11 protein-coding genes are annotated in these 16,872 nt (G+C 37.3%); 4 read left to right on the top strand and 7 right to left on the bottom strand.

Going from position 1 to position 16,872, the window contains the following annotated elements; translation table 11 throughout:
• Positions 1 to 3: 3 nt before the first annotated feature.
• Positions 4 to 537 carry an RNA polymerase sigma factor gene (locus ABXT71_RS10910; protein WP_415371374.1) on the bottom strand — a complete coding sequence of 178 codons (534 nt, stop codon included), beginning with the start codon at positions 535 to 537 and terminating at the stop codon, positions 4 to 6.
• 192 nt (positions 538 to 729) lie between these two features.
• Here ABXT71_RS10910 and ABXT71_RS10905 point away from each other — a divergent pair, with 192 nt between their 5' ends.
• The gene (locus tag ABXT71_RS10905; protein WP_415371372.1) at positions 730 to 4,146 is read left to right on the top strand and encodes a M36 family metallopeptidase; all 3,417 of its coding nucleotides are present in this window, start codon (positions 730 to 732) and stop codon (positions 4,144 to 4,146) included.
• A gap of 208 nt (positions 4,147 to 4,354) precedes the next feature.
• Here the strand turns inward: ABXT71_RS10905 and ABXT71_RS10900 are convergent, their stop codons facing one another.
• The 5 genes from ABXT71_RS10900 to ABXT71_RS10880 all read right to left on the bottom strand — a co-directional run bounded on the left by ABXT71_RS10900 (position 4,355) and on the right by ABXT71_RS10880 (position 12,462).
• Positions 4,355 to 4,942: a superoxide dismutase family protein gene (locus tag ABXT71_RS10900; RefSeq protein ID WP_415371370.1), complete on the bottom strand. Its 588-nt coding sequence runs from the start codon at positions 4,940 to 4,942 to the stop codon at positions 4,355 to 4,357.
• A 246-nt stretch (positions 4,943 to 5,188) separates the two neighbouring features.
• On the bottom strand, positions 5,189 to 6,403 hold the full coding sequence (locus ABXT71_RS10895; RefSeq protein WP_415371368.1) for an alpha/beta fold hydrolase: 1,215 nt from the start codon (positions 6,401 to 6,403) through the stop codon (positions 5,189 to 5,191).
• Positions 6,404 to 6,422: 19 nt separating this feature from the next.
• The gene (locus ABXT71_RS10890) at positions 6,423 to 7,103 is read right to left on the bottom strand and encodes a DUF2490 domain-containing protein (protein ID WP_415371366.1); all 681 of its coding nucleotides are present in this window, start codon (positions 7,101 to 7,103) and stop codon (positions 6,423 to 6,425) included.
• A 149-nt stretch (positions 7,104 to 7,252) separates the two neighbouring features.
• Positions 7,253 to 9,199: an alpha/beta fold hydrolase gene (locus ABXT71_RS10885; protein WP_415371364.1), complete on the bottom strand. Its 1,947-nt coding sequence runs from the start codon at positions 9,197 to 9,199 to the stop codon at positions 7,253 to 7,255.
• Positions 9,200 to 9,213: 14 nt separating this feature from the next.
• Positions 9,214 to 12,462 carry a VPS10 domain-containing protein gene (locus ABXT71_RS10880; protein ID WP_415371362.1) on the bottom strand — a complete coding sequence of 1,083 codons (3,249 nt, stop codon included), beginning with the start codon at positions 12,460 to 12,462 and terminating at the stop codon, positions 9,214 to 9,216.
• A gap of 216 nt (positions 12,463 to 12,678) precedes the next feature.
• Between ABXT71_RS10880 and ABXT71_RS10875 the strand changes: the two genes are divergently transcribed.
• Both ABXT71_RS10875 and ABXT71_RS10870 read left to right on the top strand, forming a co-directional pair.
• The gene (locus ABXT71_RS10875; protein WP_415371360.1) at positions 12,679 to 13,842 is read left to right on the top strand and encodes a vWA domain-containing protein; all 1,164 of its coding nucleotides are present in this window, start codon (positions 12,679 to 12,681) and stop codon (positions 13,840 to 13,842) included.
• 215 nt (positions 13,843 to 14,057) lie between these two features.
• Entirely contained in the window at positions 14,058 to 15,521 is a 1,464-nt protein-coding gene (locus ABXT71_RS10870; protein ID WP_415373105.1) for a magnesium chelatase, read from the top strand.
• A gap of 81 nt (positions 15,522 to 15,602) precedes the next feature.
• Here ABXT71_RS10870 and ABXT71_RS10865 read toward each other — a convergent pair whose 3' ends face one another.
• On the bottom strand, positions 15,603 to 15,983 hold the full coding sequence (locus tag ABXT71_RS10865) for a LysM peptidoglycan-binding domain-containing protein (RefSeq protein ID WP_415371358.1): 381 nt from the start codon (positions 15,981 to 15,983) through the stop codon (positions 15,603 to 15,605).
• A gap of 205 nt (positions 15,984 to 16,188) precedes the next feature.
• Between ABXT71_RS10865 and ABXT71_RS10860 the strand changes: the two genes are divergently transcribed.
• A complete protein-coding gene (locus ABXT71_RS10860) occupies positions 16,189 to 16,809 on the top strand; it encodes a fasciclin domain-containing protein (protein ID WP_415371356.1) in 621 nt (206 codons plus the stop codon).
• The last annotated feature ends 63 nt before the right edge of the window (positions 16,810 to 16,872 follow it).

Genomic DNA, 16,872 nt, shown 5'->3' with positions numbered 1-16,872 from the left:
TTTTTAATCTAAGACTAATGTTCTTAATTCTTTTAAACAGTTTCTATTTTTAGTTTTTAAAGTTCCTAAGGGTATATCCAGCTCTATTGCTGCATCTGACATTGTAGACCCTTTAAAGAACAAAAGGTCTATGATACGAATGCAAGCTGGCGTTAGTTTGCCAACAAAGTTTTTAATACCTAAAGCATCCAATTTACGGTTTAAAGAATCACTTGTCTTTAATATATTTGCGAAATTACGGGTCGATAGGTTTTTCTTTTCGTTCTTATTAGTCTTAGATATTATTTCATCAATGCTAGTGTTTCTTGCAATATTTAAAATCCAGGTAAAAAACCGTCCTTTATTGAAATCATAAGAACTTCTCTTATTCCATATTTTTATAAATACATCCTGCAAAATTTCTTGGGCAATCGCTCGATTGAGAACTATACTATAGATAATGCCAAAAATCGCCTCATTGTACATATCGTATAATTGACTAAATGAACCTTCATCTCCTTGTTGCATAGAGAGGATAAGAGCGTCTGGTTGTTTCATGTTTATTTTTTTTAAATATATACAATTCGGAATTAGCAATATTAATATTCCGGTTAATATAATTAACTATAAATTATATTACATTCTAAGTGTTTTGCTGGTAAAATTGTCAATTTGATAATAATTCACACGAAAAGTTAAAAAGTAGATTAAATAATCAAAATAGTTTATTTTTGATAAAAAATTAATTTTATGAAATTCTCCCTTCTTTTAGGTGTTATTCTTGTTTGCAATTTTTCCGGCTTACAAGCACAAGATGCTAACCAACTTATTCAGGAAAACCTATTGTTAAATAGAGAGCAAAGCAATCTCTCTGCTAGTGATACTGAGTTTGAAATCACAAATGAGCACGTAAGCACATTAAGTGGTATTCATCATATTTACTACAGACAAGCCATAAATGATATTCCCGTGCTAGGTACAGAATCCGGATTGCATTTGAAAAACGGAAAAATCTTTGCAAAAGACAATAGATTTATCCAGAACATAAACGCCGCTGTTAGAAGTAATGCGCCAAGTATAACATCTCAAACCGCTCTCTTAAATGCAGCAGCTTCAGAAGGATATAATGTAACTAATACTTTAAATCGTATATCCGAAAATAACACTACAAAAAATGTTGTCTATTCTAATGCGGGGATTTCATTAAGCGATATTCCTGTGTCACTCGCTTATAAAGTGGTTGATGAATCGGTTTACTTAGTGTGGGATATTTCAATTCAAGAAAAAGCGCAGGAGCATTGGTATAACATTCAGGTAGATGCAAATACGGGTGTTGTGATTTCTAAGTTTGATTGGATGACCCAGTGCAGTATAGCACACGACCATAGTGCAGAGGAGAAATTAAATTTTAACCTAAATTTGATAGACATTCCTAATTATGAGGCAACGGTAAGTGCAGCGCAAGGATGTACTGATTGTTATGAGGTTTTTGCGATGCCTATTATAAGCCCATACTTTGGCTCGAGAACTATAGAAAGTATGCCAAGTAATATTGATGCATCTCCTTTTGGGTGGCATGATATTAATGGAGTAGCAGGAGCAGACTTTACGACTACTAGAGGTAATAATACAAATTCTTATGAGGATGGTGACAACTCAGGTTATCAGCCAGATGGTGGCGATAATCTTGATTTTACGGGATACCCATTTGATCAAGCATATAGTACCGCAAATCAATACGAAGATGCAGCCATAACAAATTTATTCTATTGGAATAATACCATTCATGATGTAATGTATCAATATGGTTTTGATCCAAATTCTGGAAATTTTCAAGAAAATAATTATGGTCAAGGTGGTGCTGGTAGTGATTCTGTAAATGCAGAAGCACAAGATAATTCTGGTGAATGTAATGCAAATTTTGGGACCCCTCCAGATGGCGGGAATCCAACAATGCAGATGTACACGTGCAACAGCCAGGACGGAGATTTTGACGCGCTAGTGATCGTACATGAATATGGACACGGAATATCGAATCGTTTAACAGGGGGAGCAGCAAATGCGGGCTGTCTTTCTGGTAATGAGCAAATGGGTGAAGGATGGAGTGACTATTATGGTATTATGCTAACTATGAAAGATACTGATATGCCAGGAGATGTCAGAGCAGTAGGAACCTATCTTTTTGGACAAGGTCCAAACGGGAATGGTATTAGATCTTTTCCTTATAGTACAGACCTTGGTGTGAATCCTCATACCTATGATGATATTATGACAGAGAGTCTTCCGCATGGTGTTGGTTCTGTTTGGGCAGCTATGTTATGGGAAATGACTTGGAATCTTATTGATGCACACGGCTTTAGTGATGATTTTTTAACAGTAACTGGGGATGTTGACCTAGATGCAGGTAATATACAAGCAATGCTTCTAGTGACTGAAGGCTTAAAATTACAACCTTGTGCACCAGGTTTTGTAGATGGTAGAGATGCTATTCTGGCAGCAGATGTTGCGTTGTATGGTGGTGCAAATGAATGTCTTATTTGGGATGCCTTTGCAAAAAGAGGCTTAGGTTTTAGTGCAGATCAAGGTAGTTCAGCTAGTAGAGCGGATGGTACAGAAGCATTTGACACTCCCTCAAATATAGCAAACTTTACAGCTCCAGCAGATTTATGTCAAAGCTCATTTGTAATCTCTAATGCAACAGGTGGTATGCCATTTGGTGGAGTATACAGTGGTCCAGGTGTAACAGACAATGGAGATGGGTATTCTTATACATTTAATCCAGCAACGGCAGGACCAGGAGTACATACTATTACATATATAGTGCAAGATGGAAATTGCTCTATTGCTTCATCAGATTCTGATACAGTAGAAGTGTTTTTTGCTGCAGACCCTCCAACAACGACAGACGCATTATTGGTTTGTTTAAACGAAGAAGTAAGCGTAACGGCAACCCTCAATGATCCAGGGAATGTAATAAGCTGGTACGATGCACCTTCAGGTGGTAATCTACTGGAATCAGGAACTAATTATACATTTATACCTACAGAAAATACAACGGTGTATGCACAAGAAGGGCCTTTGTTTGTTACGAGTGAATTAAAAGTAACAGAGCTTAGTCTCCAGTTTCCAGATATCTTAGAAGTAACGAACATTGGTGCTTCAAAAGATTATAGTGGTTATAGAATCGCGCTAAGTGACGAACCATATGCTAATTTTAACACAGTCAATAGTGTTGTTAAAGAATTAGGATTTATGACAGAAAATAGCACAATTGTGTTTGATGATGTGGCAGGAAGTGATAACTACTGGGGCAGCAACATATGGTGGGGTGAAGGAGGTAATGGATGGATTATCATTCTAGATACTGAAGATAATGTAGTAGAGTCTGTATTCTGGAATGCATCAGAATTAGAGATCAGTACGTTAGACATAACGGTGGATGGTGTAGCGTTAGATGTTTCAGATATAGAGTGGCAAGGTGCTGGCGCAGATTTTACTGAAGCTTGTAATTCTTCTTTTAGAAGAGTTGGTGAAGACGACACTGCGTTAAATTGGTCTTCAAACTGTTTAGATTCAGACTATGGTGTTTATAACACAGATATGGAACTAGGGTTTCAAGGATGTTTACCACAGCGAATCCCAGCGATGGTTACAGGAGAAGAAGAAGTTCCTACTATCAACTGTCCAGAAGATTTAATGATTACTGTAAATCAAGGTGATTTTTATGAACTTCCAGATTTTGCAACAGCTGCTGATGCTGTAGATAATTGTTCATTTATCGTTAATCAAGTACCTGCTATAGGCGCTCAATTATTTGAAGGTGATTATACAGTGACATTAACGGTTGTTGATGGAGCTGGAAATCAAAGTCTGTGTGAGTTTAACATAACGGTAGATGCGATTTTAAGTAACGAGCCTTCTGTATTAAGTGATCAATTGATTTTGACTCCTAATCCTACCTTCGGAAACGTCAACCTAACTTACAATGGTGATGTGTCCTTAACAGGAATTGAGATTATAGATGTCAACGGAAGATCGATCAAAAAAGTAACTCCGTCAACATCAGAAGTTACAAACTTCAGTATGGCTGACTTAGCAGATGGGTTTTACTTTGTGCGTATCATGACAGCAGATAATGTGCTTGTTAAGCAAGTAATTAAGAAGTAAGATAAATACTCTTTACTCAAAAAGCTAGCCTATTATATATAGGCTAGCTTTTTTTTTGGTATCATATTTGTACACTTAGTAATGTACTACTATATGAAACATAAATTAAGTGTTCCCCATGCGCCTCTAAAAAGAAACATAATAGAATACAATGTAGAAAGCCGATACTGATGAAAATCAATATCGGCTTTTATAGTACACTATTTTTCTATTTGATAATGCCTCCGCAACTCACTCTTGAACCAGCAGCCCCAGAAGGTTGAGATTTAAAATCATCTTCACCTTGATGCACTACAATAGCCTTTCCTACGATGTCTTTTTCTTCATCCCCACAACCGATACACCATTCATCTGTACGCATCCTGATCGACCCTATACCGTTTGCATTAACTTCAAAATTACCTATGTCGCCTTTATGATATCCTTCGGCTGTTCCCCATTTTCCGTGTGCTTGGAAAGTTGGGTTCCAGTGTCCACCAGAAGATTTTCCATCAACACTGCTACAATCAGCTTTTTCGTGCAAATGTATAGCGTGCATTCCAGGATCCAAACCGGTAATCTTTGCTTCAAAAACCACGGAGCCATCTTTTTCTGATAAATATGCCATACCTCTTGCTGTGCTGGCACTTCTAGCATCTAGTTGGACGCTTATTTTTTTTATAGCAGAAGCATTGGTAGTATCAGATACTAGAACATCTGTAGTTTCGGCATTTTCCTGAATTGGCATTTCTTTCTTATCGTTTTTACAACTTACTAAGGCGAGCACAACAAGTGCGGTCATTGCTATATTTTTCATATTGTTAGTATTAAATTATTTTAATTTCAATGTACGGTTATTTATATGTCCTCACAAAATTTTAAATCATTCTTAACGAATAATTTTCAGAATCAATTTAGTCCCTCAAAGTCACTTTTAAGTGTTCTGAAATTTTAAAGACGTAATAATTTTTATACTTGCGTTTTAAATCAGGCTTGCTAATAGAAAAGGTAACGCCTTATAAAAGCGTTCACAATTTCAAAGCTTTATTAAGCTTTAAAATGATTAGATAATTTTCGTGAGTATCTGCGTTTCATTATTCAGTGTTTTATGAACAGGACATTTATCTGCTATCTGAAGAATACGTTGCAGCTGCTTCTCATCAAAATCTGCAGTTAATTTAATTTCACGATTAAATGTGTCTATTTTATCTGTATCACTATCGCAATTTTGACAATCCTCAGCATATGTTTTAGAGTACGTAGTGTGAACCTCGATATTTTCTATTTTCCAGCCTTTGCGTTTAGCGTACATCTGTATGGTCATCGCTGTACAAGCAGATAGGCTTCCAGCTAATAATTCATAAGGAGTTGGTCCATAATCATTACCGCCTACACGTAACGGTTCATCTGCTTTGAGGTAGTGATTACCTAATTTTAAGAGTGTGGTAAAATTATCTTCATCGTCAAGACTAGCTACCACTTGATGCGAAGTTGAAATAACTTCTTCTGATGGAACGTCTATATATCTTGCTGCCCAACCTGCAATTACTTTACCCACGTATGAGGCACTTTTCTTGTCAATTAATAAATGTTCTGTACCATCAAGTGTCACAAAACTTTTAGGATGTTTTGCAGCGTGATAAATTTCTTCAGCATTTTTTATAGAAACCGTTGCATCTTGAGGAGAATGAAATATTAGCAAGGCTTTCCCATCTAGTTTTCCTGCGGCCGCTTCGCACGACTGATTTTGTAAATCTTCAAAAAACTGCTTTTTAAATGTAAAATCTCTACCTGCTAGACGTACTGTCGCAGCTCCATCTTTTTCTATCTCTTCGGCTTTAGAACCAAACTGCTTTCTTAAATGTACCGGACTACTAGGTGCTCCTATGGTAGCCAAAGCTTCAATCGTTGGTATTTCCGAAGCTGCAAAAATGGCTGCTGCTCCACCTAATGAGTGACCTACCAATAGGGTAGGGGCTTTATACTCTCGAGACAGAAAGTCTGCCGCTTGAACCAAATCTTCCACATTACTTGAAAAGTTAGTATCAGCAAAATCACCATCACTATCGCCAAGACCCGTAAAGTCAATACGCAAGACCCCAAAACCCTCGCTCGCCAGCGCTTTGCTCACATTGCGTACCGCACTAAAATCTTTAGTACAGGTAAAACAATGTGCGAAAATCGCAAAGTTGTGCGGGTCTTGATGCAAAGGCATATCTAGGCGTCCAGAGAGCCTAACTCCTTTTGCATTGGTAAATGTGATTTTGCTACTTTTCATAAGATTGTGTCTTAATTCCTTATTTTACATTCTCGTTTTTCTTTTCAGAAAAATCTAAGCTAAAATTTAATTCAAAAATAAGTCGGTCATAGTCTGGTCCACTTAAATGAATTCTTTGATAGCCCACTCTTGCTTTTAGTAATTCGTTTACTTTATAACTTACACCAGTACCTAACCAATTTTGAGCAAATATTGGTTCTTGTAAATTGAGCCAGATCTCATTATAAATATCTGCGGTAAACTTTGCTGAAATAGGGTGCGAAACCTTTACCATATATCTAAACCAGTGGCGGGTGTCTGTATCGCCATCAACAATAATAAACCGATTTTCTAGACGTGCACGATGGTTGATTTTTGCTTTGCCCATTTTTTGAGAAAGATAGATATCTTCAACAATGCGATGTTCATCAAATGGAGCCGGATTTTCAGCTAAGTATGAAAAATCATTTCTAAAATATGCATATCCAAGCCCTATAGATAAACCTTCCATTATGTTGTAGGTAGCTCCAGTTCGTATTTTGAATTGTTGTATTTCGCTAGCTAACTCAAAAAAACGGATTTGGGTTTGCGCTTGCACGCTCCAGTTTTCAGAAAGCTTGCTGTTACTGCTTAGTATATACCAACTTCCTATTTTGTCAAATTCACTGTTTTGTGCGCTTGCTGTGTTTATTATCATCCCTAGAATTAGGGCGTACATCATTTTTTTCATTCTCTATGCTATTTATTATTTCTACTATTTTTCATTCTGAAATTGACTTGTGCTCAACTTGATTCAGCTTTTTCCTATTATATAATTTACTATTTTAAAACTGCTAATTTGTCAAGTCTCCCAATTATTTAATGCTACAATTAATGCATATCAATCTTAATAGGCCTCTGCTTCTCACCGTCATTCATCACTTCTGGTGTCCCTTTTAAATAGGTGTCTAGAAACTTTGCAATGCTGCTATACGCTTTTATCTGGTTTTCTTTCTTTACAAAACCGTGACCTTCGTCCTCAAATAAAACATACTCAACGGGCACACCATTTTTTCGAACACCTGCAACGATCTCATCACTTTCTACCTGCAGCACACGTGGATCTTGAGCCCCTTGTAAAACCATTAGAGGCTTTGTTACGTTTTCGGTATGGAATAGGGGAGACTGTCTTTTTAATCTGATGCTGTCTTCCGTATTAGGATCACCCATTTCTAAGTATAGTGCATCTTTAAATGATGCCCACCACGGTGGGATACTCTGTAGCGTGCGCATCCAGTTAGTCACTCCATAAATATTTACGCCTACTTTAAATTCTTCTGGTGCAAAGGTTAAGGCCGCCATCGTCATGTAACCACCGTAAGATCCTCCTAGAATCCCTATTTTATCTGCGTCTATATTTTCTTGAGCAGCTAACCAGTCTTTACCAGCGATACAATCTTTAAGATCTTTCTCACCGTGGTTTTGGTCATCCATTGCGAAAAACGTTTTACCATAACCGCTGCTTCCTCTATTGTTAACGGCAAGAACGGCGTATCCTTGGTTCACTAAAAATTGAAGATTTGTATTATAGGATTGTCTAGACTGTCCTCCTGGACCTCCATGAACCCAAACCAAAGCTGGCACTTTATTATCCGCAGTGGCTTGATGTGGTTTATAATAGATAGCAGGAATCTCAACATTATCAAACGATTTAAACCGCACTACGGTAGATTTTACTAGGTCGTCTTGATCTATTTCCTTACTCAATACATCTGTAAGTTGGAAGTACTCTTTAGTTTCCATATTATAAGAATATGTATTCATAGGTTTTGCAGAACTTCCTACTCTTAAGATGGCTATAGTTTCATCATCACTAAAGCTTATTCCACTTACTTGTTGTCCTTCTATTTCTGGAAATTCCACTTTCTTTCCGGTGGTAGTCTTTGTTACATAAACAGCGGTTTCGGCATCCTCGTTTAAAATTTCTAATGTGTAGGTCCCCTTTTTAGAAAAGTAATAACTGTAAGTATCCCATTTACTATCTGTGACCTTTGTGCTTATTCCTTTTTCGATATCATATTTTGCAACATAGCTAAATTCGCTATCGAGGTCCGTCACATAATACAATGAGGTATTATCTACAGAAAAATCTGAGCCCTGATTACTACTTTCAGTTGTATTAATTTTAGTTTTTTCACCAGTTGCTAATTCAATTAAATACAAGTTTGAGTTGTTTGTAGTAATAGCCTCGGAAACTGTAATGTATTGACCATTGTTAGAGATGATCCCAAAGTCATAATTGTTTTCTACTTTAAAAAGCAACTTGGATTCAAAGTTTTCAGTATTCATTTCATATAAATCCATAAATTGTGGGTCTCGTTTATTCATCTGAAAATAAAAGGATTCTCCACCTTTTGCCCAGCCTACAAATCCTGTGCGTACATCTTTTCCTGGTGTCAGGCTTATAACTTGGTCTTTATCTTTCAAGAAGATCTTGTAGATTTCATCACCATTTCCATCCATAGTAAACAAGATGCGATCATCTTTAGGGAAATAGGAAAGCCCATAAATAGATACACTATCACTTTGAGTGATGGGTTTTAAATCACCTCCTGTAGCAGGAACTTCATAAATATTATTAATACCAGAACGATTGCTGGTAATTAACATCTTTGAGTTATCGTGCGAGTACCCATTAGAACCTGCGCTCTCGTTATCCATAAATTGTTCTATGGTATATTGTTTTACCTCTTTCTTTGCTGTTGCATATTCTTTAGTTCCATTCTTACAACTAAAAAGGAGTAAGGCCGACAATGCAGTAATCAATACATGTTTCATTGTTTTAGTTTTGGTTAGTTCAATTTAAAAATTGTTGTTTCTTTAAATGTTGGTAATGAGATCGCTTTCATTTTAGATGTATATTCATCCCAATCTTTTGCATAAAAGGCATTGGTTTTCCTGAGCGCTGCATTAAGTTCAGTCTTGGCTTGCTGCATAAGTGTTCGCTCGGTTTCTGTGAGTCCATTAGGGCGGGTGCCACTATACCAGCGGGCACTTCCTATGCGCTGCATCACCGTGACTTCTGGGTTTCTCGTGATTCCTTGTCGCTTATCTACGCTTCCTATATATAGAGCTATTAAACTATCAATTTTTTTATTGATGTTCTTTGCCTCTTTCAATTCTTCCTTATACTTTTCTTTATCTTCCTTCTTTAGATTTTTACTGAATGTTTCCGAAGCCATTTTACTTTCTACTAATTGTTTTACAGCATCTGCCGCGGTTTGCGTCATTTCCTCCATTTGTTTTGAAGCATTGTAAGTATCCAAAATTGCTCTCTGCGGAATGTTAAGTCTAGGGTCACTTTCCACTTTAATTGTGGTAGAAGTGTTAGTCCCGTTATTTTCCATTTCGATCCTATAGCTTCCCGGTTTTACGGCAGTGCCACCCAGCTCTACTTTTCGTTTTCTAATGGTTCTAGAAGGTCTATTCTGTCCAGCCTCGTTCATTCTCCAAGTCCATTTGTAAATCCCAGAACTGTCTGGCACCTTTCTTTTCAAACTTCTTATCAAACGATCTCCATCATAGATTTTCATATAAATAGAATCTTTTGAAGTTCCGTTATCTTCATCGTCACTGAGCATTGTAGAAATTTCATCATCATTATCTTCATCGACTTCATCTTTCTCATTATCACTAATTGGGTCTGGAGCATCATCCTCACTTTTCTCTGCAGAAGGAGTATTATACCAATAGCTAATTTGTGCGCCACTGTCTTTATTCTCTCCTTGGTACAGCGCATCACCACCAAAACGAGTTCCGGTAGGTTGTTGATATGCAGCTTGATAGGCCGTAGGAGGTGTAAATACTTTTAAGCTTTCGTTCAATATATTTTTGTTTTTTGCAATTTCGCGTAATGGACGAAGATCATCCAACACCCAAGCGGCTCTACCAAAAGTACCAATCACTAAATCGTGTTCTCTTGGGTGAATCACTAAATCTTTCACAGGTACAGTAGGAAATCCATTGGTGTATTTATCCCATGTGAACCCGGCGTTTATAGAATAGTATAAACCGTCATCGGTCCCTAAAAACATCAAGTTGTTTTCTATAGGATCTTCTACAATACATAAAGCATAACTTTCTGTATCTTTTTCATTTACAATACGGCGCCACGATTTACCATAATCGTCCGTTCTATAACCATAGGGGCTGAAATTAAAACGTCTGTAATCATTTGCAACAAGCAATGCAGATCCTTTCTTTGTTTTACTTGCTTTAATCTGAGTGATCCAACTTCCGGCGGGTAAGCCTGGGAGGCTAGAAATTTCATCCCAGCTATTACCACCGTTTTTTGAAATATGGACACGACCATCATCCGTTCCTACATATAGCACATCCTTTTCAACAGGAGAAGGTTCTATGACTAATATGGTCGTATGATTTTCTGCTCCTGTAGCATCCATCGTTAATCCACCACTTTCAGCTTGTTTTTGTTTTTCTGGATCATTCGTTGTTACATCTGGTGATATCACTGTCCACGTGAGCCCTTTATCAATTGATTTATGCACAAACTGACTTCCGAAGTAAATAGTACTCGTATCAAAAGGATCAATATTAATCGCGCTGTTCCAGTTAAAACGAAGCGTTACGTCTGCATCTGGATGGGTAGGTTTTACGGTATAGTTATTTCCCGTTTGCCAATCATAACGACTCACAGATCCTTGCTGACTCATACTCCAACCGTAACGGCTGTCATCCTGATCTGGTACCACGTCAAAGCCATCCCCAAAACTAATCTCTTGCCAGTAACTATTGCGGATTCCTTGTGCTCTCCAAACGTAAGCAGGACCTCTCCAACTTCCGTTGTCTTGCATCCCGCCATAGACGTTGTATGGGTATTCATTATCTACATTTATGTGGTAGAATTGTGCTACAGGTAGATTACCAATAAAGCGCCAAGTTTTCCCGCCATCGTGGGTGATGTTAAGTCCGCCGTCATTACCGTCCATCATAAAGCTTCCATCAGTAGGGTGTATCCACCAAGCGTGATGATCAGGGTGTACGCCGTTGTCTACGCCATAGGCACCCATTAATTGATCAAAGTTTTTTCCACCATCTTCAGAAACATTCACATAGGTAAAAACAGAGAATACTCGATTCTCGTTTTCAGGATCTACAAAAATATCACTGTAATAAAAAGGTCTGTTTCCTATGTCACTCTTATCATTAATTTTTTTCCAAGTAAAGCCGCCGTCATCAGATTTGTATAAGGCATTCTTTTTTGCTTCTACTAAAGCATAGATAATGTTTGGTTTGTTAGGAGCGATTGATAATCCTATTCTGCCTAGTTCGCCTTTAGGCAATCCATCTTTCTCTGTGCGTTCTTCCCAAGTATCGCCACCATCGTGTGTTATGAAAAGTCCAGAGCCTTCTCCACCACTTCTAAAGAACCAAGGATCTCGTTTATGATCCCACATCGCTACTACTAGTTTATTAGGATTGGCAGGATCCATTACCATATCTCCTACCCCCGTAGTTTTGTTTTGGTATAAAATTTTATTCCACGTGGTACCGCCATCTGTTGTTTTATATACGCCACGTTCTTCGTGAACGCCCCAAGGGGAACCAATAGCGCCTATGTATACCGTGTTGGGATCTGTTGGGTCAATTAATATTTTATGAATGTGACGGGTTTTTTCTAGCCCCATTGCCATCCAGTTTTTACCTCCGTCAAGAGACTTGTAAACTCCGTAGCCACCATTTAAGCTGTTACGAGGATTTCCTTCACCGGTTCCTACCCAGATTACAGAAGGATTAGATTGTGTGATTGCCACCGCACCTATGGAGGCTGTTATTTCATTATCAAAAATAGGATCCCATTTAATCCCAGCGCTGGTAGATTTCCATAAACCCCCAGAAGCAGTCCCAACATACATAATATCGGGATTTGAGGTGACCACATCAATAGAGGTCACACGGCCAGACATTCCGCCTGGGCCAATGTTACGTGGTTTCATCTCGTTTAATAGAGCGTTAGTAAGTTCTTGTGCTTGTAAGGTAGATAGGATGCAGAGAAGCATCACAAATAAGATTTTTTTCATCGGAAATGTGCTTGGTTGAACAGTCACTAAAGATACAAATTGTAATTAAATTCTTTAAGTGGCTCCAGACTAATTATTGAGCTTTAACTTAATTTTAGGCATAAATTTTAAATCATTAATATTTCCTAAGCAAGCATGAACGTACTTGCATTAATCTAACGTTTGTTTAACATAAGAAGGATAGGAGTAAACAAATTAAAGGTGTAATTTTAGCAAATGGAGAAAGATCTTGAAGAAAAATACCCGAACAAGCGCTCGGGCTTTGTATTTACGCAGCATACCCCAAAAAAACAATCCATTTTTGATCGACTTTTTGAAGTCTTTCAGGAGCTCATCACGCATACTTCTGGCGACTTTGACGAAGCTATTGACTGGCTGCGACAATTAGATAAGGAATACGAGATCACCACAGAAGACTATACCATAGACGATTTTATTGAAGAACTTAAAGAGCGCGGATTTATCCGTGAAGAGTTTCTTCCCGATGGAAAAGGTGGAGGTCAAGGTGATGGAAAAGGAGGAATGTCAATTACAGAAAAGCTAGAACGTTCGCTTCGGAAACGTGCTTTAGAGCAAATATTTGGTAAGATAAAGAGAAGTGGTCAAGGCAATCACAAAACCAAATATGTGGGTAGTGGTGACGAGCAATCTGGTGATTTTAGGAAGTATCAATTTGGTGATCCATTAGACCAAATCTCTATGACCGAAAGCATAAAAAATGCTCAGATTAATAATGGAATAGGAGATTTTAAACTCACCGAAAACGACATTGTTGTTGAGGAGTCGATGCATAAATCACAGATGAGCACCGTGTTGATGATAGACATTAGCCATTCCATGATTTTATATGGGGAAGATAGAATCACTCCTGCAAAAAAAGTAGCCATGGCGCTATCAGAGTTGATAACCACGCGCTACCCAAAAGACACGCTAGATATTTTAGTTTTTGGTAATGATGCTTGGCCTATTAAAATTAAAGATTTACCCTACTTAAATGTAGGACCTTATCATACAAACACAGTAGCTGGTTTACAACTAGCGATGGACATGCTTCGCCGTAAACGAAATACTAATAAACAGATATTTATGATTACGGACGGAAAGCCTAGCTGTTTGCGATTACCAGATGGTCGTTATTACAAGAACAGTAATGGTCTAGATGAGTACATTGTTAACAAATGTTATATGATGGCGGCGCAAGCGAGAAAGTTGCACATTCCCATTACCACCTTTATGATTGCTAGTGATCCATATCTGCAACAGTTTGTGGATGCATTTACAGAAGCAAACCAAGGGAAAGCATTTTATACTGGATTGCAGGGGCTGGGAGAGATGATCTTTACAGATTATGAGACTAATAGAAAACGAAAATTGAGATAAAAAAATTTGACAAATACGTTTTGAGAGCTACGATTAACAAGAGTTTAAGCTTTCCCCTTTACAGAGGAGTTAGAGAAATGTTAAGCAGAATATACGACTGAGAAGTGTAACTTGAATAATTTTAGGGTCTCTTCAAGTCTCAGAGTAACAAACAAAATGGACGTGACAATAATAAGAGTATATAATTGATAATAGTAAAAGGATAGTAGAAAATGATGAACATTTCAGAAATAACAACACTTGGCCAACTTAAGAAAGCTGGATACGAATACAAATCAATTAAAGAAGAATTACGCCGCAATCTCTTGCAGAAGATGATGAAGAAAGAGAATGTTTTTGAAGGTATTCACGGGTATGAATTTACAGTGATACCAGAATTGGAGCGCGCCATTCTATCTAAACACAATATTAATTTATTAGGTTTGAGAGGGCAAGCAAAAACAAGGCTCGCAAGGCAGATGGTGACCTTGCTGGATGATCATATCCCTGTGGTAGAAGGCAGTGAGATAAATGATGACCCATTTAAACCCATTTCAAGATATGCCATAAATCTTATTGAAGAGAAGGGTGATGACACACCCATAAGTTGGTTACATAGAACAGATCGTTTTTCAGAAAAACTAGCCACACCAGATGTAACAGTAGCAGATTTGATAGGAGATGTAGACCCAATAAAAGCTGCGACCTTAAAATTGACCTATGCAGATGATCGCGTGATTCATTTTGGGATGATACCAAGAGCTAACCGCTGTATTTTTGTGATTAATGAATTACCAGATCTGCAGGCGAGAATACAAGTGGCCTTATTCAACATCTTGCAAGAAGGAGATGTGCAGATTAGAGGTTTTGCGCTTCGTCTGCCTTTAGATATTCAATTTGTATTTACAGCAAACCCTGAAGATTACACAAATCGTGGTAGTATAGTAACTCCGTTAAAAGACAGAATCGGCTCACAGATTCTTACCCATTATCCAGAAACATTAGCGATTGCTAGAACGATTACGCAACAAGAAACGGCCTTGGCTTCTAAGGAAAAGAGTAATATCTATGTTCCAGAATTAGCAAAAGACATTTTAGAACAGATTAGCTTTGAAGCGAGACAAAGCGAATTTATTGATGGAAAGAGTGGTGTAAGTGCTCGTTTGAGTATCACAGCATTTGAAAACCTATTAAGCACAGCAGAGCGACGCGGGCTATATAATGGAAACCCTGAGACTGCGGTGCGTTTAAGTGATTTCTTGGGGATTGTTCCTGCAATTACAGGTAAGCTTGAGCTTGTATATGAAGGAGAACAGGAGGGTGCTAATGAAGTCGCTAGACAGTTGATTGCTGATGCAGTTAAGACACAATTCTTGAGTTACTTCCCAAAGATAGAGAAGTTACAGAAAACAGGAGATGAAGATCCTTATGGAGAAGTGGTAGCTTGGTTTTTTGAAGAAAGTAGCTTTGAGTTGCTTGAAACACTTGATGATACGGAATACAATTTACAATTGGACCGAATAGAACCGCTAGATGAATTACTGGATACATACGTTCCAGATATTCCAGAACAGGATCGTTCTTTTTATAAAGAGTTTATCCTATGGTCTTTAGTTGAGCTAAAAAAGTTAAGTAAATACAACCTAAGTGATGGATTGCGATTTAAGGATGTATATGGCGGTTACATCACAGATTTATAAAGAGTAACCCATGAGACGCTCTAATATTTGACATAGAAAGCCACTATTTAGTGGCTTTTTTAAATTTTTGAGAAAATATTTTTACATCTTTGGGATAACTAACTCTTGTCCTAGGTGTATAACATCTGCACTTTTAAGGATATCTTTATTTGACTCAAAAATAGCGTTGTATTTCATTGGGTCGTTATAATAATGATTTGATATTTTATTTAAAGACTCTCCGTTTATTTTTACCGTATGCCTTGCATAAACGGTTATATCTGCGACTTTAATATCTGCCATAATATCTGAAGGGTTTTCTCCACCAGATTTTTTAATTGCATCCCACATTGTATCCTTATCATATTGCGTGCTGGCAGTTCCTGTTACCTCTAGTTTATTCCCTGTTACTTTAACATCCCCATTTTGGATCTTTAATTCTTCTCCTAAATCTAGTACGTTTTGATATTTTGTTTTAACCATAATTTTTTATTTTAAATGAATACCTCTCCTGAATGAACAAATTATTGTGGTCAATAATATTTTAGAATAAAAATTGACAAATATTTAACTATAACCAAGGTATCTCAGATTTATTTAACTTATTATTAATGTATTATTGGGAATAATTGTCAATCGTCCTCATTACTTTTGTTTAAGAATAACTAATTTATCTAAAACAAAAACTATGAAAATTACAAAAATGTTTATGTCATTAGCGCTAGTAGGATTACTTTTCGCTTCTTGTGACGATGGTAAGAAAAAAGAAGCTGAAATGAAAGCTGAAGCTGAAAAAATGGAGATGGAAACTAAAATGGCGGAAGAGCAAGCTGCCATGGAAGCAAAAGCTACTTTTGATGCAAACACAATTGCTGCAGTAGCAATGGGGAACGAAAACTTTACTACGCTAGTAGCAGCATTAAAGCAAGCTGGGTTAGCAGAAACTTTTATGAATGAAGGTGAGTATACAGTATTCGCACCAACTAACGATGCATTTAATAAAGTGCCAAAAGCAACTATGGATGTCTTGATGAGCGCAGAAGGAATGGCGACACTTCAAAATTTATTAAAGTATCACGTGGTTGCTGGTGAGTTCAAAGCAGACGCTGTAATGAAGGCAATTTCTGATAATAACAATGCTTATAACGTAACGACGTTAGCAGGTCAAAACATTACACTATCTGTAACTGATGGAAAAGTAATGATTAAAGATGCAAATGGTAAAATGTCAACTGTTGTAATGGCGGATGTAGAAGCTTCTAACGGGGTAATACACGCTATAGATACAGTGATTATGCCTAAAGGATAATCCTCAATCTTTTAAGCATTAAGAAAAACCTTAACAGATATGTTAAGGTTTTTTTATTTTGGA

The organism is Patiriisocius sp. Uisw_047, assembly GCF_047730165.1.
Classification (GTDB): domain Bacteria; phylum Bacteroidota; class Bacteroidia; order Flavobacteriales; family Flavobacteriaceae; genus Patiriisocius.
Note: the sequence above shows the minus strand (reverse complement) of the source record. Positions and strands in the feature narration are given on the sequence as shown.

Excerpts from the sequence above, each read along its gene's own strand:
- ABXT71_RS10910 (WP_415371374.1), bottom strand. The coding sequence starts at position 537 with ATGAAACAACCAGACGCTCTTATCCTCTCTATGCAACAAGGAGATGAA.
- ABXT71_RS10885 (WP_415371364.1), bottom strand. The coding sequence starts at position 9,199 with ATGAAACATGTATTGATTACTGCATTGTCGGCCTTACTCCTTTTTAGT.
- ABXT71_RS10880 (WP_415371362.1), bottom strand. The coding sequence starts at position 12,462 with ATGAAAAAAATCTTATTTGTGATGCTTCTCTGCATCCTATCTACCTTA.
- ABXT71_RS10870 (WP_415373105.1), top strand. The coding sequence starts at position 14,058 with ATGAACATTTCAGAAATAACAACACTTGGCCAACTTAAGAAAGCTGGA.
- ABXT71_RS10875 (WP_415371360.1), top strand. The coding sequence starts at position 12,679 with ATGGAGAAAGATCTTGAAGAAAAATACCCGAACAAGCGCTCGGGCTTT.
- ABXT71_RS10895 (WP_415371368.1), bottom strand. The coding sequence starts at position 6,403 with ATGAAAAGTAGCAAAATCACATTTACCAATGCAAAAGGAGTTAGGCTC.
- ABXT71_RS10865 (WP_415371358.1), bottom strand. The coding sequence starts at position 15,983 with ATGGTTAAAACAAAATATCAAAACGTACTAGATTTAGGAGAAGAATTA.
- ABXT71_RS10890 (WP_415371366.1), bottom strand. The coding sequence starts at position 7,103 with ATGATGTACGCCCTAATTCTAGGGATGATAATAAACACAGCAAGCGCA.
- ABXT71_RS10860 (WP_415371356.1), top strand. The coding sequence starts at position 16,189 with ATGAAAATTACAAAAATGTTTATGTCATTAGCGCTAGTAGGATTACTT.
- ABXT71_RS10900 (WP_415371370.1), bottom strand. The coding sequence starts at position 4,942 with ATGAAAAATATAGCAATGACCGCACTTGTTGTGCTCGCCTTAGTAAGT.
- ABXT71_RS10905 (WP_415371372.1), top strand. The coding sequence starts at position 730 with ATGAAATTCTCCCTTCTTTTAGGTGTTATTCTTGTTTGCAATTTTTCC.